The sequence below is a fragment of the Flavobacterium sp. Root901 genome, assembly GCF_001429765.1.
In the GTDB taxonomy this organism is placed as follows: domain Bacteria; phylum Bacteroidota; class Bacteroidia; order Flavobacteriales; family Flavobacteriaceae; genus Flavobacterium.
Genome location: NZ_LMJB01000001.1, coordinates 201,138 through 224,220, shown reverse-complemented (window position 1 = coordinate 224,220; position 23,083 = coordinate 201,138). Strand labels below are relative to the sequence as shown.

Annotated in this window: 21 protein-coding genes and 1 other RNA gene; 13 read left to right on the top strand and 9 right to left on the bottom strand. The window is 34.0% G+C overall.

Annotated elements, in window-relative coordinates:
• Nucleotides 1-9: 9 nt before the first annotated feature.
• A complete protein-coding gene (locus ASE21_RS00815; protein WP_057120667.1) occupies nucleotides 10-927 on the bottom strand; it encodes a type IX secretion system membrane protein PorP/SprF in 918 nt (305 codons plus the stop codon).
• A gap of 548 nt (nucleotides 928-1,475) precedes the next feature.
• On the opposite strand from ASE21_RS00815, the gene ASE21_RS00810 reads away from it, so the two are divergent.
• The 6 genes from ASE21_RS00810 to ASE21_RS00785 all read left to right on the top strand — a co-directional run bounded on the left by ASE21_RS00810 (nucleotide 1,476) and on the right by ASE21_RS00785 (nucleotide 6,893).
• Nucleotides 1,476-1,961, top strand: coding sequence for a SixA phosphatase family protein (locus ASE21_RS00810; protein WP_057120666.1), 486 nt, complete (start codon nucleotides 1,476-1,478; stop codon nucleotides 1,959-1,961).
• 5 nt (nucleotides 1,962-1,966) lie between these two features.
• Nucleotides 1,967-4,045 carry a polyphosphate kinase 1 gene (ppk1, locus tag ASE21_RS00805; protein ID WP_057120665.1) on the top strand — a complete coding sequence of 693 codons (2,079 nt, stop codon included), beginning with the start codon at nucleotides 1,967-1,969 and terminating at the stop codon, nucleotides 4,043-4,045.
• Between the two features lie 36 nt (nucleotides 4,046-4,081).
• The gene (locus tag ASE21_RS00800; RefSeq protein ID WP_057120664.1) at nucleotides 4,082-4,972 is read left to right on the top strand and encodes a Ppx/GppA phosphatase family protein; all 891 of its coding nucleotides are present in this window, start codon (nucleotides 4,082-4,084) and stop codon (nucleotides 4,970-4,972) included.
• Between the two features lie 20 nt (nucleotides 4,973-4,992).
• Nucleotides 4,993-5,568, top strand: a complete 576-nt coding sequence (locus ASE21_RS00795) for a TMEM175 family protein (protein ID WP_057120663.1) — start codon at nucleotides 4,993-4,995, stop codon at nucleotides 5,566-5,568.
• A 7-nt stretch (nucleotides 5,569-5,575) separates the two neighbouring features.
• A complete protein-coding gene (locus tag ASE21_RS00790; RefSeq protein WP_057120662.1) occupies nucleotides 5,576-6,136 on the top strand; it encodes a Crp/Fnr family transcriptional regulator in 561 nt (186 codons plus the stop codon).
• Between the two features lie 178 nt (nucleotides 6,137-6,314).
• The gene (locus ASE21_RS00785) at nucleotides 6,315-6,893 is read left to right on the top strand and encodes an NAD(P)H-dependent oxidoreductase (protein WP_057120661.1); all 579 of its coding nucleotides are present in this window, start codon (nucleotides 6,315-6,317) and stop codon (nucleotides 6,891-6,893) included.
• A gap of 63 nt (nucleotides 6,894-6,956) precedes the next feature.
• Here the strand turns inward: ASE21_RS00785 and ASE21_RS00780 are convergent, their stop codons facing one another.
• Both ASE21_RS00780 and dnaX read right to left on the bottom strand, forming a co-directional pair.
• Nucleotides 6,957-7,244 carry a DNA polymerase III gene (locus tag ASE21_RS00780; protein WP_242410202.1) on the bottom strand — a complete coding sequence of 96 codons (288 nt, stop codon included), beginning with the start codon at nucleotides 7,242-7,244 and terminating at the stop codon, nucleotides 6,957-6,959.
• Nucleotides 7,245-7,648: 404 nt separating this feature from the next.
• Nucleotides 7,649-8,734: a DNA polymerase III subunit gamma/tau gene (dnaX, locus tag ASE21_RS00775; protein ID WP_057120659.1), complete on the bottom strand. Its 1,086-nt coding sequence runs from the start codon at nucleotides 8,732-8,734 to the stop codon at nucleotides 7,649-7,651.
• Between the two features lie 334 nt (nucleotides 8,735-9,068).
• Here dnaX and ASE21_RS00770 point away from each other — a divergent pair, with 334 nt between their 5' ends.
• Both ASE21_RS00770 and ASE21_RS00765 read left to right on the top strand, forming a co-directional pair.
• Complete coding sequence (locus ASE21_RS00770) at nucleotides 9,069-9,548, top strand: BON domain-containing protein (RefSeq protein ID WP_057120658.1); 480 nt, start codon at nucleotides 9,069-9,071, stop codon at nucleotides 9,546-9,548.
• Between the two features lie 6 nt (nucleotides 9,549-9,554).
• Nucleotides 9,555-9,926: a LysM peptidoglycan-binding domain-containing protein gene (locus tag ASE21_RS00765; RefSeq protein WP_057120657.1), complete on the top strand. Its 372-nt coding sequence runs from the start codon at nucleotides 9,555-9,557 to the stop codon at nucleotides 9,924-9,926.
• A 92-nt stretch (nucleotides 9,927-10,018) separates the two neighbouring features.
• Here ASE21_RS00765 and ASE21_RS00760 read toward each other — a convergent pair whose 3' ends face one another.
• Nucleotides 10,019-10,312, bottom strand: coding sequence for a hypothetical protein (locus ASE21_RS00760; RefSeq protein ID WP_057120656.1), 294 nt, complete (start codon nucleotides 10,310-10,312; stop codon nucleotides 10,019-10,021).
• 125 nt (nucleotides 10,313-10,437) lie between these two features.
• On the opposite strand from ASE21_RS00760, the gene rnpB reads away from it, so the two are divergent.
• An RNA gene (gene rnpB, locus ASE21_RS03395) (RNase P RNA component class A) lies at nucleotides 10,438-10,754 on the top strand.
• 31 nt (nucleotides 10,755-10,785) lie between these two features.
• A complete protein-coding gene (locus ASE21_RS00755; RefSeq protein WP_057120655.1) occupies nucleotides 10,786-12,036 on the top strand; it encodes a cation:dicarboxylate symporter family transporter in 1,251 nt (416 codons plus the stop codon).
• A 112-nt stretch (nucleotides 12,037-12,148) separates the two neighbouring features.
• On the opposite strand, the gene ASE21_RS00750 is transcribed toward ASE21_RS00755, so the two are convergent.
• The 3 genes from ASE21_RS00750 to ASE21_RS00740 all read right to left on the bottom strand — a co-directional run bounded on the left by ASE21_RS00750 (nucleotide 12,149) and on the right by ASE21_RS00740 (nucleotide 14,014).
• On the bottom strand, nucleotides 12,149-12,343 hold the full coding sequence (locus ASE21_RS00750; protein ID WP_008467912.1) for a hypothetical protein: 195 nt from the start codon (nucleotides 12,341-12,343) through the stop codon (nucleotides 12,149-12,151).
• A 247-nt stretch (nucleotides 12,344-12,590) separates the two neighbouring features.
• On the bottom strand, nucleotides 12,591-13,196 hold the full coding sequence (locus ASE21_RS00745) for an RsmD family RNA methyltransferase (RefSeq protein WP_057120654.1): 606 nt from the start codon (nucleotides 13,194-13,196) through the stop codon (nucleotides 12,591-12,593).
• Nucleotides 13,193-14,014 (bottom strand): DUF3822 family protein, encoded by an 822-nt coding sequence (locus ASE21_RS00740; protein ID WP_057120653.1) that lies wholly within the window; start codon nucleotides 14,012-14,014, stop codon nucleotides 13,193-13,195. The genes ASE21_RS00745 and ASE21_RS00740 overlap by 4 nt, the downstream gene beginning before the upstream one ends.
• 215 nt (nucleotides 14,015-14,229) lie before the next feature.
• On the opposite strand from ASE21_RS00740, the gene ASE21_RS00735 reads away from it, so the two are divergent.
• The 3 genes from ASE21_RS00735 to kdsB all read left to right on the top strand — a co-directional run bounded on the left by ASE21_RS00735 (nucleotide 14,230) and on the right by kdsB (nucleotide 17,378).
• Nucleotides 14,230-15,639: an ATP-dependent RecD-like DNA helicase gene (locus ASE21_RS00735; RefSeq protein ID WP_057120652.1), complete on the top strand. Its 1,410-nt coding sequence runs from the start codon at nucleotides 14,230-14,232 to the stop codon at nucleotides 15,637-15,639.
• 112 nt (nucleotides 15,640-15,751) lie between these two features.
• Complete coding sequence (gene ygiD, locus ASE21_RS00730) at nucleotides 15,752-16,582, top strand: 4,5-DOPA dioxygenase extradiol (protein WP_057120651.1); 831 nt, start codon at nucleotides 15,752-15,754, stop codon at nucleotides 16,580-16,582.
• Nucleotides 16,583-16,643: 61 nt separating this feature from the next.
• Nucleotides 16,644-17,378 carry a 3-deoxy-manno-octulosonate cytidylyltransferase gene (gene kdsB / locus ASE21_RS00725; protein ID WP_057120650.1) on the top strand — a complete coding sequence of 245 codons (735 nt, stop codon included), beginning with the start codon at nucleotides 16,644-16,646 and terminating at the stop codon, nucleotides 17,376-17,378.
• A 163-nt stretch (nucleotides 17,379-17,541) separates the two neighbouring features.
• Here the strand turns inward: kdsB and ASE21_RS00720 are convergent, their stop codons facing one another.
• Together ASE21_RS00720 and ASE21_RS00715 are read right to left on the bottom strand one after the other, a co-directional pair.
• Nucleotides 17,542-19,953 carry a thiamine pyrophosphate-dependent enzyme gene (locus ASE21_RS00720; protein ID WP_057120649.1) on the bottom strand — a complete coding sequence of 804 codons (2,412 nt, stop codon included), beginning with the start codon at nucleotides 19,951-19,953 and terminating at the stop codon, nucleotides 17,542-17,544.
• Between the two features lie 187 nt (nucleotides 19,954-20,140).
• Nucleotides 20,141-22,888, bottom strand: a complete 2,748-nt coding sequence (locus ASE21_RS00715) for a hypothetical protein (protein WP_057120648.1) — start codon at nucleotides 22,886-22,888, stop codon at nucleotides 20,141-20,143.
• Nucleotides 22,889-23,083 lie beyond the last annotated feature (195 nt).

The window sequence follows — 23,083 nt, the reverse complement described above, 5'->3', positions numbered from 1 at the left end:
ATGATTTTTTTAGAAGAAACGAGGGGTGGTCATTTTGCTGTTGCTTTTGATGAATTCATAACGAAGGAATATCTCATGAGATCCTGAGTTATAATTGTTTAATTTGGTGGTTTCACGGTCATAACCGTATCCAATATAAAGTCCTTCTGTAATTTGAAACCCGGCCATTGCACTCACAGAAGCACTCCATCTGTAGGCCGCTCCCAGAACGAATCTTTCCGCAAACATAAAGTTGGCTGAGATATCAACCTGAAGCGGCGCGCCTTCAGTCATTTTAGCCAGTACGGCAGGTTTAAGTTTGAAATTTTGGTTGCGATCCAGATCAAAAACGTATCCTCCTATTAAGTAATAACTGATTTTGTCTTTATAAATAGCAATATCATTATCATCATATTGGTTGGTTTCGATAAAATTAGGTACCGATAAGCCAACATAAGCTTTATCAGAATGCCAGTAAATCCCGGCTCCTATATTTGGTGAAAACTTATTATCGAGATCCTGAAACTGAGGATCGTTTTGATCCTCCGGGTTTAATTTGTTGATATCGAGATTAAATAAGTTGGCGGTGGCTTTTATTCCAAAAGACAGCTTAAAAGCAGCCGATGTTTGAATGGTGTAAGAGAGATCTGCTGAGAGGTTATTTTCGTTTGTAGGGCCTATTTTATCATTTACCAAAGAAAGTCCAACCCCAATTTTGCTGTTATTAATTGGAGTATTAATCGAAAAGGCACTCGTTTCCGGTGCTCCGTCTAAACCTACCCATTGCGTCCTGTAGAGACCAAAAATGCTCAAAGCACCTCTAGATCCTGCATATGCAGGATTTATATTAATCGTGTTGTACATATACTGTGTATATTGTGCATCTTGTTGTGCGTAACCTGAAATTGTTAAACACATAATGACGAAGAAAAATAATTTTGTTCTCATAATAGATGGGTATTAATTACTACTTATTTCACTCATTAATTCCTTTAGTAGAAAGCCAGCATTTTTCCGTCTTTAAAATTACGGAATTTTTTTATAATTTTTACGTAATTGTCTGAATAAGAATAAATTGTATATTTAGTAATCTTTTGGTTTGAGAGAGATAAAAATCTGTTTTTTCATTATTTTAAATTATGGAGCCAAATCATCTATTGATTTGTAGTTAATAATGCAGAAATTGGGAATTGTCAGTTTTTTCTAATTGTTCTTGTGCATGGTAGGTTTAGTCAAATCATTTCCAGTATCATTGTAATGTTTCGTTTCGCTCAAGAACTATAAACATTACTGTATTTAAAAATCAATGATTTATTAGGTTTCTGTTTTGAGAAAAAAAACGGAAAATAACAGCATTTTGAGAATTTCGTATTCGTATTAAAATCTGCATTTATTGTTAACGGAAATAAAAAAAAGGGAAGTATTAAAATAACTTTTGTAAATTAGAACTTAATAAAAAAGTAACCTCTTTGGTGGGGTTTCAAACCTTCTAGCTTATGAAAAATTTAATTTTAATACGTCATGCAAAATCAAGTTGGGAAGCTCCTTTAAAAGATTTCGACAGGCCGCTTATGAAAAGAGGAATCAAGGACGCTCATGAAGTTTCAGTAAATATTTCAGACTATCTTCCTAAAACTTATATAATCTGGAGCAGTACAGCGGCGCGTGCTGCAGAAACGGCTTTGATTTTTGCCCAGAATATTTCGTATCCTATAGAAAGTATCATTTTTAAAGATGAACTTTATACTTTCGATCTTAAACAATTAGAAAAAGTTATTAAATCATGTGATAATAGTTTAGAAAGCGTTATTCTTTTTGGACATAACGAGGCTATTACAAATTTTGTTAATAAATTTGGGGATGTTTTTATAGAAAATGTTCCAACCTCTGGCTTTGTCTCACTGCAGTTTGAGTCAGAAAGCTGGGATTCAATCTATAAAGGAAAAACCAATAAAACTTTATTCCCCAAAGACTTAAAATAATTACAGTGTACGAACAGAAATATATCGATAGAGAAAAAAGCTGGTTAGCGTTTAACGCAAGAGTACTTCAGGAAGCGGCAGATAATACCGTTCCTCTTTTAGACAGACTGCGATTTGTTGGAATTTTTTCAAACAATTTAGATGAGTTTTTTAGAGTTCGATATGCCGCCATTCGAAGGTTAAGCCTTTCCGGAATTTCCGGCGAAAAATATTTAGGCGGAGTTTCTGCTCATCAGTTAATTAAAGATATTACAGAAATTGTAATTCAGCAGCAATCAGAAAGTTTGCGTATTCTCGGAAATATCGAAGCCGAACTTGAAGCTGAAAATATATTTATTATAAACGAAGAGCAGATTACAGCAAAACAGGAATGTTTTCTAAAAGACTTTTTTATGCAAAAATTAAGTCCTGAATTAGTAACAATTATCCTGAATGATCTTGCGGTTTTTCCTGTTTTAAAAGATACGGCGGGTTATTTAGCGGTTCGTCTTGAATTAAAAAATGATGAGGTTCGTTACGCACTGATCGAAATCCCTAAAACCATAAACAGATTCGTTGTTCTTCCTTCTGAGGATGATAAACAATATGTTATTTTAATTGATGACGTTATTCGTCTTAAATTAAAAAACATCTTTAATATATTCGATTATAAAAGTGTTTCGGCACACATGATCAAAATTACGCGTGATGCTCAGTTAGATATAGACAGTGATTTGAGTAAAAGTATGCTCGAAAAAATTGCTTCTTCTGTAAAAGACCGCAGAATTGGCGAGCCGGTTCGTTTTATTTACGACAGTTTAATCGAAGATGATACGCTGCGTTTTTTCCTTGATAAAATGAAAATCGTCGAGACCGATAGTATAATTCCGGGAGGAAGATATCATAACCGACGCGATTATATGGATTTTCCTAATCTTGGACGTTATGATTTGCTTTATAAACCAAACGAACCTTTGCCGGTTCCGGGGTTGAGTCTTGACGGAAGTATTCTCGAAAAAATCAATAAAAAAGATTATTTATTGCATGCGCCATATCAGTCATTTTCATACTTGACAAAATTTCTGCGTGAAGCTGCCTTAGATCCAAAAGTTACCAGTATTAAAATTACTTTATATCGTTTGGCTAAGAATTCGCAAATTATCAGTTCTTTGATTAATGCGGCTAAAAATGGTAAAAAAGTCGTAGTTCAGATCGAGCTTCAGGCCCGTTTTGATGAAGCTTCAAATATTTCGTATGCAGAACAAATGCAGACAGAAGGGATTGAACTTATATTTGGAATTAAAGGTTTAAAAGTTCATAGTAAAATTTGTGTTATAGAAAGAGCCGAAGAAGGTAAAACACGTCGTTACGGATTTATTTCAACCGGAAATTTTAACGAATCTACCGCGAAAATTTATACAGATGTTACGCTGTTTACCTGCAATCAGGGAATTTTAAAAGATATTTCTAAAATATTTGAATTCTTTGATATCAACTATAGAGTACACCGATACAAACATTTAATCGTTTCTCCTCATTATACAAGAACAAAATTTATAAAATTAATAGATCGTGAAATCCTTCACGCATTAGCCGGAAGAAAAACGTTTATTAAATTAAAAATGAATAGTTTATCAGATTTTAAAATGATTGATAAACTTTACGAAGCGAGCAATGCAGGTGTAAAAATCCAGCTTCAGGTTAGAGGAATCTGCTCATTGATTCCGGGTATTCCGGGAATGAGCGAAAACATCGAAGCCATAAGTATTGTCGATAATTATCTCGAACATTCAAGGGTTTATATTTTTGGAAACGCAGGATTAAACGAAGTATACATTTCATCAGCCGATTTCATGACCCGAAATCTGGATGGAAGAGTAGAAGTAACCTGTCCAATTTATGATCATGAAATTAAAAAAGAATTAATCGATAATTTTAACATTGCCTGGAAAGGAAATGTAAAAGTAAGATACCACTCGTATAAGTTAGATAATAAATATAAGCCCCGAAACCATCATGCCCCATTTAGAGCACAGTTTGAAACCTATAAGTATTATCAAAATAAAATTGCAGTACTGGAAGAGGCGCCTCAAAAAGTAAACTAAATAATTAAAAAATCAATTTCAAATCATAAAGTGAGCATGATTAATATTAAGAAATTTGCAGCAATAGATATCGGATCAAATGCCATGAGGCTTCTGATATCGAATGTTGTAGAACAAGACGGAAAAGAACCTCAGTTTAACAAAAGTTCGCTTGTTCGTGTGCCAATTCGTTTGGGACAAGACGCCTTTACCGTAGGCGAAATTTCAGAAGAAAATATAGATCGAATGGTTGATGCAATGAAAGCATTCAATCTTTTGATGAAAGTACATAAAGTAGAACGTTATATGGCGTTTGCAACTTCGGCAATGCGCGAAGCATATAATGCCAAAGAAGTAGTGGCTTTAATTAAGAAAAAAGCCGATATCAAAATCGAAATTATAGATGGTAAAAAAGAAGCAGCGATTATTGCTTCGACAGATTTACATCATTTATTAAAAACAGACGAAACATATCTTTTTGTAGACGTTGGAGGCGGAAGTACAGAATTTACTTTATTCTCTGATGGAAAAATGATTAATTCAAGATCTTTTAAAGCCGGAACAGTTCGTTTACTTAATAATATGGTTCACGATGTGGTTTGGGACGAAATCGAAAAATGGATTAAAACCAATACAGCCGATTACGAGGAAGTTACGCTGATTGGTTCCGGCGGTAACATTAATAAATTATTTAAAATGTCCGGAAAACAGCAGGAAAAACCGCTTTCGTACATTTATATTAATTCACAATATGCTTTCTTAAATTCGTTGACGTACGAGCAGAGAATTGCCGAGCTGGGTTTAAATTCTGACCGTGCCGACGTAATTATACATGCTACAAGAATTTATCTGAATGCTATGAAATGGAGCGGCGCACGCCAGATTTTTGTTCCAAAGATCGGACTTTCAGATGGTATCGTAAAAGCAATGTATTACGGTAAAATTTAATTTTTCAAATAATTTAATAAATGAATAAAACAAGACTGGAAGCTTTTAGTGATGGTGTGCTGGCTATTATTATCACAATTATGATTTTGGAAATCAAAGTGCCGCACGGAGTTGATTTTGCCGATTTAAAGCCGCTTATCCCTAAATTTTTGAGCTATGTTTTGAGTTTTATTTACGTTGGAATTTATTGGAATAACCATCATTATTTACTTCATGGCTTGTCTAAAGTAAACGGTAAAGTACTTTGGAGCAATTTGCATTTATTATTCTGGCTTTCTCTTATTCCGGTTTCTACAGGATGGATTGGAGAGCATAATTTTGCAAGTGCACCATTGGCATTTTATGGAATTATTTTATTGGGATGCGCCATTGCATATATCATTCTCCAGAAAATAGTTTTGGATATAGAAGGAAAAGATTCGCTTTTGGCAAAAGCACTAAACAAAGATTTTAAAGGAAAAATTTCTGCAGTTCTGAATGTTATAGGAATTATATCTGCATTTTACAACCAGTGGATATCGAGTGCCTGCTATGTTATTGTGGCCTTGATCTGGCTTGTTCCGGATAAAAGAATTGAAAGAGTTTTTTCTAAATAACAATTAAATGAAAACTGTTTTTCAGTCTATTCAGGATTTCTCTGCAGAAGAATTATCTCTTTTGGATGATTTAATAACTTTTCGGACATTAAAAAAAGGAGAACTTTTATTAACTGAAAATCAGGTTTGTAATGAAATTGTATTTATAAAGAAAGGAATTCTGCGTTCCTTTTTTTTGAATCATAAAGGTGATGAAATCACCAATTGCTTTGCTTTTGAAAATGAATTCATGGCATCATTTGCCAGTTTTATTACAGCAGAAAAAGTGGAAGAAAATATTCAGGCTTTAGTTGATACCGAATTACAGGTTTTGGATCGCAAAGGATTAGAAAAACTATATCAATCAGGTTTTAATTGGCAGGAAACAGGAAGAAAGCTAACAGAACTGGAGTTTGTAAATCTGCATAAAAGAATGGTTTCTTTTCAGAAATTGTCCGGAGCCAGGCGTTATGAAGAATTGTATAAAAACCATCAAAAATACATTCAATTAATTCCCTTGCAATATTTAGCTTCTTATTTGGGCGTAACGCCAAGACATTTAAGCCGAATCAGAAAAGCGGTTATTTAGATTTGATTTTTTTGTTCTCTCGCAGATTTTGCAGATCTCGCAGATTATTATTTTTGAATAATTTTTTAAATCTAAAATCTAAAATCTAATATCTGCGAGAGAAAACTAAACACATTTTTTAGGACATTTGTCCGGTAAAATTTTTCATCAGAATAATATTTTTGTAAAAAACATATTCATGAAAAAGATATTAATTATAAACGGACATCCAAATCCGGACAGTTTTAACTTTGCTATTGCAGACGAATATCAAAAAGGAGCTGCGGCTTCCGGAGCAGTTATTGAAACTATTACGATCGCTTCTCTGAATTTTAATCCGAATTTGAAATTTGGTTATCAAAAAAGAACAGAATTAGAACCGGATTTATTAGAATCCTGGGAAAAAATCAAAAGAGCAGATCATTTGGTTTGGATTCACCCTGTTTGGTGGGGAGGGCTTCCTGCTATCACAAAAGGATTTATAGATCGGCTGTTTTTACCCGGAATGGCTTTTCAATACAGAGAAAATTCCGTTTGGTGGGATAAGTTATTAAAGGGAAAAACGGCACATATTATTACAACTCTGGATCAGCCAGGCTGGTACTACAGCTTGTTTTTTGGACGCCCCAGCGTAAATCAATTAAAAAAATCGACTTTGGAATTCTGCGGCATAAAACCTGTAAAAGTTAGTTACATTGGAATTATAAAAGGTTCAGATGATCTGCAAAGAGCAAGATGGCTCGAAAAGATCTATGATTTTGGATTGAAAAATAAATAGAATTTTAAAATTTTCATCAACAAAAATTAGTGAAAATTTGTGAAATTAGGGGCAGACAACAAATTAAACATTCAAATCTAACCCAAATGTTGAGCGTAAAAGTTCAATATTTGGATTGATTTCTAAAAGACGGTTGTAGCGGTCCTGATCGTTGTAACTTCTTTTTGTTTCCACTTTTTCATTTACAATTACCTCAATAGTAATATCATGATTGTGCAGGTGACCTCTTAAATGACCTAAAAGTGCATTCATCTGACTTTCAAATTCCAGTTTAGAACCTTCATTTGGAAGTTCATAAGTGATATTAGTTCCATTTAAAACAGGATCGTTGATTAACAAGATCGACTCCATGATCTTCAAACCTTTTTGCCCCAAACGCTCGGCATATTTATTCCAGTGCAAAAGCATTTCCGTTTCTGTAAAATCTTCCGTCGGCAGTACAGACGTAGGTTTTACATAGTTTTTACCGCTTTCTTCCAGTTCTTTTTTCTTGCGGATACTTGCCAGAGAAAAAGCAGAAACTTTAGGCTCATTACTTGTTTGGGCTATTGGTGTTTCGACAGGAGTTTTAGTATGAGTCCCGGTGATTCTCTCAGGTTGATTATGATTTTCAGCAGCTGTTTTCTCTACATTTGAAATTTGAGATTCAGCATTTGAAACCTTTACAGTTTCTGATTCTGAGGTTTGTGGTTTTGAATTTGGAGTCTTAACTTCTGTTATAGAAAAACTACCATTTTTAAAATAAGTAGGCGGAATTATGAATTGCTCAACTTTTTTTTTTCTCCATCAAAGTTGATAGAGGCTAATTGCATCAAACATAATTCGACTAAAAGCCGCTGATTTTGACTCAATTTGTATTTTAAATCGCAGTCGTTTGCAATGTCAATTCCTTTTAACAGAAAGTCCTGAGAACATTTTTGAGCCTGAACACCGTACATTTGCTGTGCTTGTTCACCCACTTCTAGTAAAGCAATTGTCGAAGGCGTTTTACTCACCAGCAAATCTCTAAAATGCGACGCCAGTCCTGCGATAAAATGATGTCCGTCAAAACCTTTTGAAAGAATTTCATTGTATGCGATCAAAATTTCAGGAATTTTATTTTCCAGAATTAAATCAGTAATAGAAATATAAGTTTCGTAATCTAAAACGTTTAGGTTTTCCGTTACGGCCTGACGCGTTAAATTAGTTCCGCAGTACGAAACCACACGGTCAAAAATAGACAGAGCATCACGCATTGCGCCATCTGCCTTTTGAGCAATAATGTGCAGCGCATCATCTTCAAAATTAATTCCCTGGCTTTGGGCAACATCTGCTAAATGTTCTTTAGCATCTTTTACGGTAATTCTTTTGAAATCAAATATCTGACAGCGAGACAAAATCGTAGGAATGATTTTGTGTTTTTCTGTTGTGGCTAAAATAAAAATAGCATGTTTTGGCGGCTCTTCTAATGTTTTAAGGAAAGCATTAAAAGCTGCCGAAGACAACATATGAACCTCGTCAATAATATAAACTTTGTATTGTCCGGTCTGAGGCGGGATTCTAACCTGATCGATCAGGTTTCGAATATCATCAACCGAGTTGTTTGAAGCAGCATCTAACTCAAAAACGTTAAACGCAAAATCTTCGTTTGGATCATCATATCCGGGCTGATTTATTTTACGAGCCAGAATACGCGCGCAAGTAGTTTTTCCAACTCCACGCGGTCCTGTGAACAAAAGGGCAGAAGCAAGGTGATTGCTTTCAATAGCATTTAACAAAGTGTTTGTAATGGCTTTTTGCCCCACAACATCTTTAAATGTCTGCGGACGGTATTTACGGGCCGATACTACAAATTGTTCCATATTCTTTTTATTCGATAGCAAATATAGTCTGAAAATTACCAAATCACAAATCTGAAAATCATAAAACTTTTAATGGATTTTTGAATGGTTTGAATGCTAGAAAGTAACGTTATTTTTATAATTAAATATAAATAATAACCAATTTCGATTTTGTGTAAATGTGCATTATTTCAAAATATAATTTTCCATTATTTAAATTTCTTAAAAAAAGAAATTAAGTACTTCTGCAATTTCTTTTTACTGGAAAAAATATAAAATCCCTCAGCGTATCCTATAATGTTTTGGTTTTTAATCTGTTTAATTTTAGACAGTTAATTATTAAAAATATAGTATTATGAAAATTCGATCAATTTTATTGGGAACGGGGCTTGCTTTTTCTCTATTGGCTTGTGCGCCTAAAGATGCAGATATCGAGAAAGCAATTAAAGAGAAATTAAGCGATACAACCGAAGTAACGGTAACAGTTCACGAAGGTGTTGCCACAATTGTGGGGACTTGCGATGATGAAGCTTTCAAAAAAAATATTGAACGCTCCGTTAAATCTGTTAAAGGTGTGAAATCTGTAGTTAACAATTGTCAGATTCCACAGCCCAATGTAGAACCTGCGGCCGCTGCAGTTATTATTAATTCAGATGCTGATCTGGATAAATCAGTTGGGAAAGTAATCAAATCTTATGATGGCGTAAGCGCTACAGTTGTTGGAGGCGTAGTAACGCTTTCCGGTGAAATTAAAAGAGATCAGTTACAGCCTTTAATTCAAAGAATTCAGGAACTGAAACCCCAAAAAGTTGATAACAAATTAACCATTAAATAAATTGTTATGAGTTTACAGGAAAAATACAACGAGTTAACTAATTTGGCAAGTGATTTGCAGCTGGCCAATTTGCAGGTAAGAGAACAAAATAATGTTTTGTATATTGACGGTACGGCGCAGTCAGCAACGGATAAAGATAAACTTTGGGATCTTTACAATAAAATTGATCCTGATTACAGATCTGCAGATGTCGTTATGAATATTGACGTAGCCCAGGGAGTTTCAAGAGAATATACGGTAGAAAACGGAGATTCTCTTTCTAAAATAGGAAAAGCTTACGGCGTTTCATGGCAGGATATTTATGAAGCCAATAAAGATATTATCACTAATCCCGATTTAATTCAACCGGGCTGGAAACTGAAAATACCAACAGTATAAAGCTTAAAATCAATAAAAAAATTCCAAATTCCATTTTACGTTTGTAAGATTGGAATTTGGAATTTGGAATTTTAATTTTAGGATTTTAAATTTTACCTTCCCCTAATACTTAAATCAAATAAAAACTTGGCTGTTTCCTGATCTGAATCGGCAGAAAAACCTGCTACATAAACACCCTTTTTACCGTTAACGGACTTAATTCCGTATACAACTGCCTCATCGCCAGGGTCAGATTCCCCTTCGTATCGATACACATGAACAATTTCAAATTTCTCAGGATTTTTTTTAATCATGTCAGCATTTCGATTAAAATCGCAAGTAAATCCTTTTTCATTCAATTGATCTAAAGCCTTTGAAACAGTTGCGTAATGATACATTCTTTTCATGATGGACTGAATTAAAAGTTATGGAATTTTAAAGATAACTATTTTATAATTAAAAAGTTACGAAAATTCAACTAAAATCAGAAATTTAAAATTATTATTTTTAGTCTTTAAAGTGTTACTTTTGCAGCGCAGACCGCCTTATCGCTGTTCCGTTTAGGAAGAGAGGAAAGTCCGGACACCACAGAGAAGCATAGCGGGTAACGCCCGTCGGCCCCGATTAATCGGAGTTAGGACAAGTGCAGCAGAAAGTATGTACAGGTAATGCTGTAGTGAAACCAGGTAAACTCTATGCGGTGAAATACCAAGTATATCAGCATTTAAGGGCTTCTCGTCCGTTGTTGAAGGGTAGGTAGCTTGAGTTCCGGAGTAATTCGGAATCTAGATAAATGATAAGGCCCTGATTTATCAGGGACAGAATCCGGCTTACAGGTCTGCATTTTTTATATATTTGTGAAACTAACCAATCTGATTTCATGAATAATACCACTCCAAATTCTTCCTCAAAAACTGACAAAAGTATTTTTCTCACTGTAATTACCAACCTGACCTTTTGGGTTATAATTGCCATTATTTCCGGAGTTTTATTAGGACATTTTTCACCTGAAAATGGTATGAAAATGGAAATTTTAGGCAAAAAATTTGTCGACATTATCAAGCTTTTTATTGGCCCGATTATTTTCCTCACTATTGTTTTGGGAATTTCCGGAATGGGAAACCTAAAAAAAGTAGGCCGAATTGGTGTAAAAGCACTCGGATATTTTGAAGTAGTCTCGACCATTGCGCTGGCAATTGGTGTTGGAGTTGCGTATGTTTTTCAGCCGGGAAAAATTGACAAATCAGGATTGACTTTAGGCGACGCAAGCCAATATACAAGTAAATCTGCAGAGCATTTTTCATGGATCCAGTTTTTCTTTTCTAATTTCACACTGCAGGTTTTACTGGCTGCAATTGTCTGCGGAATTGCCTTGAATTTTTATAAAAAGAGAGAACAGACTATTTTGGTTTTAGAACGAATTTCTAAAGTAGTTTTCCTCGGATTAAAGTACGTTATGTATCTTGCTCCAGTAGGCGCTTTTGGAGGAATGGCCTACACAATTGGAAAGTTTGGACTGGCAACCTTAATTCCGCTGGGAAAATTAATGCTTTGTGTTTATCTCACAATGGCACTTTTTGTCTTTTTGATTTTAGGAAGTATTCTCAGATATTACAAAATAAGCATTCTTTCAATTTTAAAATATATTAAAGAAGAACTTTTACTGGTTTTAGGAACTTCATCTTCTGAGGCTGCTTTGCCAAGCATAATGGTGAAACTAGAACGAATGGGATGCAGTAAATCGGTTGTTGGATTAGTGATTCCGACAGGATATTCTTTTAACCTCGACGGAACCTCGATTTATCTTTCGATGTCCGTAATTTTCCTTGCTCAATTGTATGATGTTCATTTGAGTTTCTTCGAAATATTAACTGTAATCGGAATTTTAATGATTACATCAAAAGGTGCGGCAGGCGTAACCGGAAGCGGATTTATCGTTCTGGCATCAACCTTAACAGCGCTTCACAAAATTCCTGTTGAAGGTTTGGCTTTTTTATTAGGAGTTGATAAATTTATGAGTGAAGCCAGGGCTATTACCAATTTAATTGGAAATACAGTGGCAACGATTATAATTTCAAAAACAGAAAGAGATTTTACAGAACTTGATTTGAATCCTGTTTTAGAAGAGTAAGTCATTACAAGGAACGAAGCAATCTCATTTGCAAAATCAAACTTTGCGTAATAGTTAGTGAGATTGCTTCGTTCCTCGCAATGACTTTTGTGTCTTGCGACTAATATACGATTTAAGATTCGTCTTTTGTTGTACGAACCAAACTGATTCCTGACATAAAAAAAACGATTCCTAAAATGCCATAAATAATTAATGATTTTATATCTCTGGTTTCTCCCGAAGTTCCGGCAAAAATTACGGCTGTATAAATAAGTCCTACAATTCCGAGGATTGTCAATAACCCTCCGAAAAATCTTTTTAGGTTCATGGTTTTTAGATTTAAAGTTCTTTAACAAATGTATAATTGCAAATGTTATATTGTGTTACACAATTGTTTAGTGAACTTTATATGATTTGCAGACCTGTTTTTGAATTTTAAATTCTAAACCAATATTTCGAATAGTTTCGATTGCTACAAATGATGTTGCAGATGCAGTGTGAATGAAATTCAGGCCGAATGCAATAAAAAGAAAACCCCTTGAATTTTCAAGGGATTTTTATGTTTAAAAGGAAAATTATCCTTCGTCTTCTTCAACAATTTTTAGCGGCGATTCGCCAGGAAGTTCTTCTTCATCATCGGTAGAATTTAATTCGAAGAAACTAAAAAATGAACCTCCGTAACTTTTCTGAAAAGAAAAATTACTTAAATGATCCAGTTTTGTGTATTTAGAATGCTCGATAATCATCATGCCGTCTTCAGAGAGTAATTCTTTTTCAAAAACGGTAAGTGCAATCCTTTCAAAAGCAGCCTGATCTAATCCGTAAGGCGGATCGGCGAAAATGATATCGTATGAAGTTTTACAGTTTTCTAAAAATTTAAAAACATCGCTTTTAGTTGCGGCAATATCAAAATCGAATTCTGATGACACTTGTTTGATGAATTTAACGCATCCAAAATCACCGTCAATCGAAGTAATTGGTGCGCTTCCGCGTGAAGCGAATTCATAACTGATATTACCGGTTCCCGAAAATAAATCTAAAACCTTTAAGCCGTCAAAACTAAAATGATTATTTAAAACATTAAATAATGCTTCTTTACTCATGTCAGTCGTAGGTCTTACAGGAAGGTTTTTTGGTGGAAAAATCCGGCGTCCTTTGTATTTTCCTGAAATGATTCTCATGATTGAAATAAGATATAATGTTTTTGATTCTGAGCAGTTGTATAATTATTTTTTTCTTTTAGAGCGCTTACATCAAGAAAAGAAATATTTCGAACATATTTGTAAGCAATGGCATAAAACGGATCGTTTTGATTGATTGTTCCTAACAATTCTAATTGAAAAATCTCAGGGTTTAAATTTAATTGTTCGGCGGTAAAAAGAATATAATAAATAAAATCTTCCGGAGTTTGGTATTCAAAAGAGTTGAATAACAATAACTTTTGGTTTTGTACTACTATAATTTCAAAATGATTGGGATTGAAATGTACAACCATTTTTTTCTCGTCGTTATTTTTCGAAGCTTCTAATATTTTCTCAACCAAAATGCTGTTCACATGTTTGTAATCAAATGAGCCAACATTATCAATTAAAAAATTATTGATATTGATATACGGAATGTAAACCGAATGCATATCGTAATTGGAGATTTGATCGAAAGTAAAAAAATCAGTTTCAAATACTTTTGTCGTATACTGCAGGTAACTTCCTAAATAATCTTCATCAAATAAAGGCGTTGGAACAAAAGTTGAAAGATTGTTGTTATGAATCACCAGAATATCATCATAAGTTTCTTTTAACTCAGGATGATTTTTAAATGCCGAAGCGTAAGATTCCTCAATTTTATTTTGTTTTTGAGAAGCATCAAACTGAACTTCATTAAATGCTGTAATTGTGTTATTTAAAGTATCAAAACAGCAAAATGAAAATCCGTTCAGCGAGACCTGAATCGAAAGTTTTTTATAATTTTTTGTTGTAATATTATTGTTGTGTAATGACATAATTGATTTACAATTCGTTACCTGTTTTGTTTCAAGAAAGAATTTAAGGTGACCACAAACTTACAAATTAAAAAGGAACTAATATAATTGCAATTTTAAAAAACAATATTACAAGAACGTTAGCGAACGATTATCGCTGTGTTATTTTTTAGTATCACTATTTAAAATTGCCATTGCGATTAAAAAAAGCGAACTTTGTATTTCAAATTTACCTTATGAATTCAGCATTGTTTTACGGCATTTTACAGAAAAGATTTCCTTTTGCAGCTACTTACAAACAAGATATATTTTTTCAAAAAATTGCCATTTTTTTAACCGAACCGGAAAACCGTACCATCTTTGTGCTAAAAGGATATGCCGGAACCGGAAAAACAACGGTGATTTCGACTATTGTAAATAATCTGGGCGATATTAATAAGAAATTTGTCTTGCTCGCTCCAACCGGACGCGCGGCAAAAGTTATTGCAAACTACTCAAATACAGCAGCGTTTACTATTCATAAAAAAATATATTTCCCTAAGAAATCATCGGGTGGAGGAGTGGCTTTTACCAAACAGGTCAACAAACATAAAAACACCATTTTTATAGTCGATGAGGCTTCCATGATTTCTGACAGCACTTTAGACAGCGGCTCGCTTCTGGATGATTTAATTAATTATGTGTATTCCGGAAGCAATTGCAAAATGATTCTGCTGGGAGATACAGCGCAGCTTCCGCCGGTAAATTTAGATATAAGTCCCGCTTTGGATATTCATACTTTAGGCGTGCATTATGATAAAGAAATTGAACATATTGAACTGGATGAAGTAATGCGTCAGGAAGAAAATTCAGGGATTTTATTCAATGCAACAGAACTGCGAGAATTGCTTAAGGAAGGCTTTATAACCGAGTTTAAATTTAATGTTAAAAAGTTTAAAGACATTGTTCGCTTAACAGACGGTTACGATATTCAGGATGCCATAAATACGGCTTACAGCAATTATAGTATTGAAGATACGGCTTTTATTGTACGCTCAAACAAAAGGGCAAATCAGTATAATGAGCAAATTCGAACAAGGATTTTGTTTAAAGAAAGCGAACTTTCAGTTGGCGACTTTTTAATGGTGGTAAAAAACAATTATTTCTGGCTGAAAGAAAGTGATGAAGCCGGATTTATTGCCAATGGAGATATTATAGAAGTTTTGGAGCTTTTCGGAATCAAAGAACTATACGGTTTTACTTTTGCCAAAGTTAAAATTAGAATGGTCGATTATCCAAACCAAAAACCTTTTGAAACGGTATTGATTTTAGATACTATAAAAAGTGAATCTCCTTCTTTAACGTATGAAGAATCCAATCGTTTGTATGAAGAAGTAATGAAAGATTATGAAGAGGAGCCCACGAAATACAAGCGATTCCAAAAAGTAAAAGAAAATGAATACTTCAACGGATTGCAGGTGAAATTTTCGTACGCCATTACATGTCATAAATCACAGGGAGGGCAGTGGGATACGGTTTTTGTAGAGCAGCCGTACTTGCCAAACGGAATCGATCATGACTATATCAGATGGCTTTATACTGCTATGACGCGTGCCAAAAATAAATTATATTTGATAGGTTTTAAAGACGAGAGTTTTGAGGAATAGTTTTTTTAGCCACGAATTACACGAATTACACGAATTGCACTAATTTCAAAAATTCAAAAAAATAATTTGTGGAATTCGTGTAATTCTTGGCTAAAGAAAAAAACAAATTACAATGACAACACTAAATGACTTACATTCGATTTCGTCAACGTTTTCGAATACAGATAAAATGCCGGTTCTTTTTTTAGGACACGGCAGCCCAATGAATGCCATTGAAGAAAATCAGTTTGTGGCTGGTTTTCGGGACCTGGCCAAGACACTGCCGCAGCCGAATGCTATTTTATGTGTTTCTGCACATTGGTTTACCAAAGGAACAAAAGTGACTTCAATGGAAATGCCGAGAACAATTCACGATTTTGGTGGTTTTCCTCAGGCACTTTTTGATGTGCAGTATCCTGCAAAAGGGAGTCCGGAACTGGCCGTTGAAACACAGAAAATTCTGGATCCCGTAATGGTCGAATTAGACGAACACTGGGGATTAGACCATGGCGCGTGGAGCGTGATAAAACATTTATATCCAAACGCAGACGTTCCTGTAATTCAGCTCAGTATTGATTACACCAAATCTGGACAATATCATTTTGAACTGGCTCAGAAATTACAAGCACTTCGTTACAAAGGCGTTTTAATAATCGGCAGCGGAAATATAGTTCACAATCTTCGAATGGTTGATTTCAGAAATTTTGATAAAGATAATTACGGTTATGACTGGGCGATTGAAGCACGTCAAACTGTTAACGATCATTTATTAAACGGAGATTTTCAGCCTTTAATTAATTTCGAAAAAATGAATAAAGCGATGCAGCTGGCCGTTCCGACACCGGAACATTATCTGCCGCTTCTTTACACATTAGGATTAAAAGATAAAACCGATGATTTGAGTTTGTTTAATGACAAATTACTGGCTGGTTCTTTGAGTATGACTTCGGTAAAAATCATGTAAAATTTCGCTGAGAAAAAATATAAATTAATTTGGGGATGAGATCCTCGCAATGATATAAAAAATGAAAATAATAGCGGTAATTCCGGCACGATATGCTTCGACACGTTTTCCTGCAAAACTGATGCAGGATCTGGGTGGTAAAACGGTAATTTTAAGAACGTATGAAGCGGCTCTTTCTACAAAATTGTTTGATGATGTTTTTGTAGTAACCGACTCGGATTTGATTTTTGATGAAATTATTTCAAATGGAGGAAAAGCGATTATGAGTATCAAAGAACACGAATCAGGAAGCGACCGAATTGCCGAAGCCGTAGCGAATCTGGATGTTGATATAGTTGTAAATGTTCAGGGCGATGAGCCTTTTACAGAAGCCGGACCTTTAGAACAGGTTTTAGAAGCTTTTAAAAATGATCCGGACCATAAAGTAGATTTGGCTTCGTTAATGCGTGAAATTACAAATGAAGAAGAAATCAATAATCCGAATAATGTAAAAGTTGTCGTTGACCAATCACAGTTTGCTTTGTATTTTTCAAGATCTGTAATTCCATATCCACGAGAAAAAAATGCAGGTGTTCGATATTTTCAGCACATCGGAATTTATGCTTTTAGAAAACAGGCGTTATTAGACTTTTACAGTCTTCCAATGAAATCTTTAGAAGCTTCGGAGAAATTAGAACAATTACGTTATTTGGAGTTTGGGAAAAGAATAAAAATGGTTGAAACCACTCATGTTGGAATTGGAATTGACACCGCTGAAGATTTAGAGAAGGCGAGATTGATTTTGAAAGATATCTGATGATCAATCCGGATTTCAAAAAAAAATAAATTAGGACACCACTAATAGAAAAAAGCATTATTTTTTAGTGGTTATTATTAACCAATTTGCATTTATTTACTTTATAAAAAAAGCTCCAAAATTATTTTGGAGCTTTTCAATTATAGCAATAATCTAAATTTTTTTAGTACAAGGCCGGAAATTTAGAAGGATTAACTTCATTCATCATGCTGTATACTTTCTCAAAAATATCTTCGGCAGAAGGTTTTGAGAAATAATCACCATCAGTTCCATAAGCCGGACGGTGAGCTTTTGCTGCAAGAGTCTGCGGTTTGCTGTCAAGATATTTATAAGCGTCTTGTTCTTCCAAAATTTGTTGTAAAATATAAGCAGAAGCTCCGCCGGGAACATCTTCGTCGATTACTAAAAGACGATTTGTTTTAGCGATACTTTTTACAATATCCTTATTAATATCAAACGGAAGTAAAGACTGAATATCAATAACTTCACAGTCAATTCCTAAATCCAGTAATTCATTAGCTGCCTGCTGAACCAGCCTCAAAGTTGATCCGTAAGAAACTAAAGTAATATCTGCACCTTCTTTTAGGGTTTCAACAACTCCAATCGGTGTTTTAAATTCTCCAAAGTTTAAAGGTGTTTTTTCTTTTAAACGATAACCGTTTAAACATTCTATCACTAATGCAGGCTCGTCACATTCTAAAAGAGTATTATAAAATCCTGCAGCCTGTGTCATGTCTCTCGGAACCAAAACATGGATTCCGCGAATCGCATTTATAATCATTCCCATTGGAGAACCAGAATGCCAGATACCTTCTAAACGGTGTCCGCGTGTTCTGATAATTAATGGAGCTTTTTGTTTTCCAACAGTTCTGTATTGTAAAGTAGCCAAATCATCACTCATGATTTGAATAGCATACAACAAATAATCTAAATACTGAATTTCAGCAATTGGTCGTAAACCTCTCAATGCCATTCCAATACCCTGTCCAATAATTGTTGCTTCACGAATACCAACATCGGCAACACGAAGTTCGCCGTATTTTTCCTGCATGCCTTCAAGACCTTGGTTTACGTCACCAATGTTTCCAACATCTTCTCCAAAAATTAAAGTTTCAGGATATTTGCTAAAAAGAGCATCAAAATTATCACGCAGAATCATTCTTCCGTCTAAATCCGGTTTTGCATTTTCTGCATATTCAGGAAGAACTTTTTCTACTGAAAATACATTTTTACCGGACTCAGAATGCAGATTACTGCTGAATTTTTCCTGAGTAACCTCAATAAAATTTGTAATCCAGTTTGATAAAAGAACCTTACTGTTTGGAACTTCTATAAAACGAAGAATCTTTCTTGCAAAAACCAGTAATTCCTTTTTTAAAGGTGCTTTTATAGCTTTTAATTCAGAGATATATTTTCTGATTCTGTCTTTATGATTGATGCTTGCTTCCGCAATTTGCTCCAATAAATCCAAAAGATTTTTTTGGTCTTCAATTATCGGATTAATAAAATCATTCCAGGCATCTTTTTTAGCTTCAAGAACTTCTTTTTTTAATTCGAAATCAAGCTCTGCTAATTCTTCCGGAGACGCAATGTTGATGGCAATCATCCATAAACGCATCTGACGGATACAGTCATAATCTCTTTCCCATGCCAGTCTTTCAGAACTTTTGTAACGTTCGTGAGAACCAGAAGTAGAGTGTCCCTGCGGCTGTGTTAATTCATTTACGTGAATTAAAACCGGAATATGTTCTTCGCGGGCAATCGCGCCTGCTCTTTCGTAAGTTGAAACCAGCTCTGCATAATCCCAGCCTTTTACTCTGAAAATTTCATAGCCTTTAGAATCTTCATCTCTTTGATATCCTTTTAATATTTCAGAGATATTTTCTTTTGTAGTCTGATGTTTTGCGTGAACAGAAATTCCGTATTCATCATCCCATACACTCATTACCATCGGAACTTGTAAAACTCCGGCAGCATTTATAGTTTCAAAAAATAAACCTTCAGAAGTACTGGCGTTTCCAATTGTTCCCCACGCAACTTCATCACCATTTACAGAAAATTTGTCTTTGATTGTAATTCCGCTAACGTTTCTGTAAATTTTTGAAGCCTGAGCCAATCCCAATAATCTTGGCATTTGTCCTGCTGTAGGAGATATATCTGAACTTGAATTTTTTTGTTTTGTTAAGTCTTTCCAGGATCCGTCTTCGTTTAAGCTGTGCGTTACAAAGTGTCCGCCCATTTGTCTTCCCGCTGACATTGGATCGTGTGCTAAATCAGTATGACCGTATAAACCGGCAAAAAATTGTTTTGCAGTTAATTCGCCAATCGCCATCATAAAAGTCTGATCGCGATAGTAACCAGATCGGAAATCCCCATTTTTAAAGGCTTTGGCCATCGCAAGCTGCGGAACTTCTTTTCCGTCACCAAATATTCCAAATTTGGCTTTTCCCGTCAATACTTCTTTACGACCTAAAAGACTACATTCACGGCTTGTTACTGCAATTCGGTAGTCATTCAATACCTCCGTTTTGAAATCTTCAAATGTTAAGGTAGTATTGCTTTTTTCTGTTATCATAATCGTAGTGGTCATGTTGATGCTGCGAAATTACTTAAAAACAATCAATAATCATAATTCTTTAAAATAAATATAATTTAATTATTTGTATTTAAAATCAACAAACTACGTATTTTATTTGTGGTATTTTTATTGTTTTTGTTCTTTTATTGATAATTATTTATGTTTTTGATTAAAATTTATTCAATTAAAACCATTTTCGGGTGAAAAGAGTGACTAATGCTTTTGGTGCTAAAGTGATAACAAATCTAATTTTTTCGTTATAATTTTTTTGAGAAATTTCCCACCCGTTATTAGAATAGACTGGAAAGTAAAGTTCGAAATAGTCCGGAACAAGGTTTAAACGAACTCCGCTGTCATAACCAAAATAGATATTTTGATGTTTATTTTTTAAAAGTCCCACGTCGCCATACACTTCAACCCAGTTCCATATAGCATAACTCCCGTTTAAGGTTGTCATCCACTGATTGGCAAATGCAGGATTTAATTTAGACTTAAAACCTCCTTCGGCATTTACATACTGCTGACTGAAAATTCCGGTAGTTTCAGACCTTCCCAAAATATTATAATCAAATAAATAATCTGTTGGTTTGTCTAAACCAAAACTAAAATAATCTGAATTTGTTCTGTTATACAAGAAACTCCCGGCAAATAATCTCAGATTTAATTTGCGGTTGTTTTCGAATAATCGTCGATATTCAATTTCTGCAGATAGTTTTCCGAAATCTCCCGAAAACTGAACATCAGTCATAAAATTAATATGATTGACCAGTTCCGTTTTTGTATTGACATAACGTGCATTAAAAACAGAATAATTAGGTTTGGAATTATCTGTTGAAAATTTACTTTCTTCCCGATTTACAATTATCTGTCGAAATAATATAAGCTGTTTTCTATTGTCTCTAAAGTTTTCTTCCCGGATTCTGAGCTGAACCATAGGATTTAATCTCAGGTAAGTAGCATCCGGCGCGTAATGAAAATAGTTTTGACTTAAGGAGTATCTTACGTTATATAAAGTGCTGTTTCGATAAAACTGATTTAACGAAAAAGCAGACGAACCTGAAATTGTTCCCGCTTTTATAGAATAAGCAGGATTAATATCAAAAGTAAACGGTTTGTCGAGAATTGTTTTATTATGAAAACGAATTCCGGGCGTTATGCCGTCATAATAATTATAAGTAAGTGTTGGTATGTATAATATTTGATTGTAATAAGGATCTTCTAAATCTTTGGCAAAATTAAATTTTATCGGGCGATTGGTTATCACAAGACTTTTCAACGATTTCCAATTGTTTCTCTGGTTAAATTCGGGAACTTCGTTTTCATAGTTAATTACCAGTTTGTCTGCATTTTTTCGATCAAAATGGTAAACCGAATCCGTATTTTTAGGTTCGATCCATTCTTTAAATACAACACCATTTTTCTTTAAACCATAAATTGGAATTGGCGCATAAATATTGGTTTTACTTTTTACAGAAAACTGAACGTTGTCTGCAGTTTTAGAAACATTTGTAAATTTATAATCGATAATTTCTCTCGAATCAATTATCGTTTTAAAGAACCAATCGATATTTTTTGGACTTTTTTCTGTTAGGATTTTCTCAAAATCATAACGGTTTGTTTGTTGTACTTTATTGAGATTGTAAAATTCCTGTATACTTTGAGGAACAATATTATGATTCAAATAATCATCTAAATAGCTGAGGCTTAAACCTGCACGATATTTACTGGCAATCTGCTCGTTAAATTTTATTAAAGTATTTTTTGGGTCACCAAGCGGCTGATCCAGATTTTTACGAGCCATAAGCATATAATAATAGCTGTATTGTTCATTAAAGGTCAGGTTGGTAATATTATAACTTTTAAAAAGTTTCATTCTCGAAAGTCTTCCCAGCATTTTTTCGTCCAGATGATTTTCTTCCATGTATTTCATCATGGCATAAATTTGAATTGCGTCGTAAACCCAATTGTCTTTTCGCGGATCAAGATGAAGTGTATTCTTTAAATAATTGTTCAGATAAGTTTTAAAGAATGTAATTTCGAACATAAATTCATCAGAAAAAGGACTGATAAACGACGGCAGCTGATTTAATCCATAAAACGGATTTCTTTCATAATCTGCCTGCGATACTGTAATTTTTTTATTTGGATATTTCCCGATAAAATTATTTGCAAAAACAGCAACCCTGTCAATAACAATCGCTTTTTGAGCGTCGGAGATTTTTTTGTTTTTCAGATCAGATAAAACTTCAATTGTTCCGTTATCAAAAGATTTAAAGTTGTTTTGCTTTTCTATAATTAAACTAAAATCAGTCCTGTTATTGCCTGAAAAAGAATAGCTGCTATAGGAAGCATTTGAAATATCTTTTGAAACCGAATCTAAATCTGTTGTAACAGAATAATTATTGGGAATTTTTATTTCCATTTCATAATTCACAACTGAATTTGCTATATCGTCTAAGTTGAAGTTGTTGTATCTCACAAAACGATGATTTTCAAAACGTGCAGGAGTCAGAAACCAGTTTTTTAAATTCATCCCATTTTGGTTATAACCGTAATGAGTAAATTTATCACTTGGAATTTTTGAAATATAAGTAATATGCAAATCGATTTTTTCTCCCGGATGAAGTTTCTGGTTTAATCTGACCACAATAAAATCTGGATTTTTATCTGTTCTTTCCCATTCAAGTACTGCTGAATCAGAATCGGTCAAATTTAAAATCGTTGTATTTCCTCTTTCTACAGCTTTTGCTAAATGGAAACCTCTGTAAAATTCATCAGAAAACCGTTTGGCCAAAGGCGTATTTTTATCTGCGAAAGCGTTGTTCCAATCGTTCAGCACGATCGAAACCAAAGTGTCATTTGAAGTGTTAAAATACGTAATATCTTGTTTTATATTCAGTGTTTTTAGTTCAACATTAACTGCCACTTCCATCTTAGACTGATGTTGTGCATACTGTTTTATCGAACTCAATAAAACAAAAACTAGGATTATAATTTTATAAAATGATTTCAAGAATTGGCGCAAAAAAATTATAGATATACCTTAAGTTACGTGTGTAAAGATGTTTTGGTTTTATGTAAAAATAGCATAAAAAAAGCTGTTTTAAAAAACAGCTTTCATTTTATA

Excerpts from the sequence above, each read along its gene's own strand:
- ygiD (WP_057120651.1), top strand. The coding sequence starts at position 15,752 with ATGACAACACTAAATGACTTACATTCGATTTCGTCAACGTTTTCGAAT.
- ASE21_RS00740 (WP_057120653.1), bottom strand. The coding sequence starts at position 14,014 with ATGTCATTACACAACAATAATATTACAACAAAAAATTATAAAAAACTT.
- ASE21_RS00780 (WP_242410202.1), bottom strand. The coding sequence starts at position 7,244 with ATGGAGTCGATCTTGTTAATCAACGATCCTGTTTTAAATGGAACTAAT.
- ASE21_RS00765 (WP_057120657.1), top strand. The coding sequence starts at position 9,555 with ATGAGTTTACAGGAAAAATACAACGAGTTAACTAATTTGGCAAGTGAT.
- ASE21_RS00760 (WP_057120656.1), bottom strand. The coding sequence starts at position 10,312 with ATGAAAAGAATGTATCATTACGCAACTGTTTCAAAGGCTTTAGATCAA.
- ASE21_RS00750 (WP_008467912.1), bottom strand. The coding sequence starts at position 12,343 with ATGAACCTAAAAAGATTTTTCGGAGGGTTATTGACAATCCTCGGAATT.
- kdsB (WP_057120650.1), top strand. The coding sequence starts at position 16,644 with ATGAAAATAATAGCGGTAATTCCGGCACGATATGCTTCGACACGTTTT.
- ASE21_RS00800 (WP_057120664.1), top strand. The coding sequence starts at position 4,082 with ATGATTAATATTAAGAAATTTGCAGCAATAGATATCGGATCAAATGCC.
- ASE21_RS00790 (WP_057120662.1), top strand. The coding sequence starts at position 5,576 with ATGAAAACTGTTTTTCAGTCTATTCAGGATTTCTCTGCAGAAGAATTA.
- ASE21_RS00770 (WP_057120658.1), top strand. The coding sequence starts at position 9,069 with ATGAAAATTCGATCAATTTTATTGGGAACGGGGCTTGCTTTTTCTCTA.
- ASE21_RS00735 (WP_057120652.1), top strand. The coding sequence starts at position 14,230 with ATGAATTCAGCATTGTTTTACGGCATTTTACAGAAAAGATTTCCTTTT.
- dnaX (WP_057120659.1), bottom strand. The coding sequence starts at position 8,734 with ATGGAACAATTTGTAGTATCGGCCCGTAAATACCGTCCGCAGACATTT.
- ASE21_RS00715 (WP_057120648.1), bottom strand. The coding sequence starts at position 22,888 with ATGGAAGTGGCAGTTAATGTTGAACTAAAAACACTGAATATAAAACAA.
- ASE21_RS00755 (WP_057120655.1), top strand. The coding sequence starts at position 10,786 with ATGAATAATACCACTCCAAATTCTTCCTCAAAAACTGACAAAAGTATT.
- ASE21_RS00815 (WP_057120667.1), bottom strand. The coding sequence starts at position 927 with ATGAGAACAAAATTATTTTTCTTCGTCATTATGTGTTTAACAATTTCA.
- ASE21_RS00720 (WP_057120649.1), bottom strand. The coding sequence starts at position 19,953 with ATGATAACAGAAAAAAGCAATACTACCTTAACATTTGAAGATTTCAAA.
- ASE21_RS00785 (WP_057120661.1), top strand. The coding sequence starts at position 6,315 with ATGAAAAAGATATTAATTATAAACGGACATCCAAATCCGGACAGTTTT.
- ASE21_RS00810 (WP_057120666.1), top strand. The coding sequence starts at position 1,476 with ATGAAAAATTTAATTTTAATACGTCATGCAAAATCAAGTTGGGAAGCT.
- ASE21_RS00795 (WP_057120663.1), top strand. The coding sequence starts at position 4,993 with ATGAATAAAACAAGACTGGAAGCTTTTAGTGATGGTGTGCTGGCTATT.
- ASE21_RS00745 (WP_057120654.1), bottom strand. The coding sequence starts at position 13,196 with ATGAGAATCATTTCAGGAAAATACAAAGGACGCCGGATTTTTCCACCA.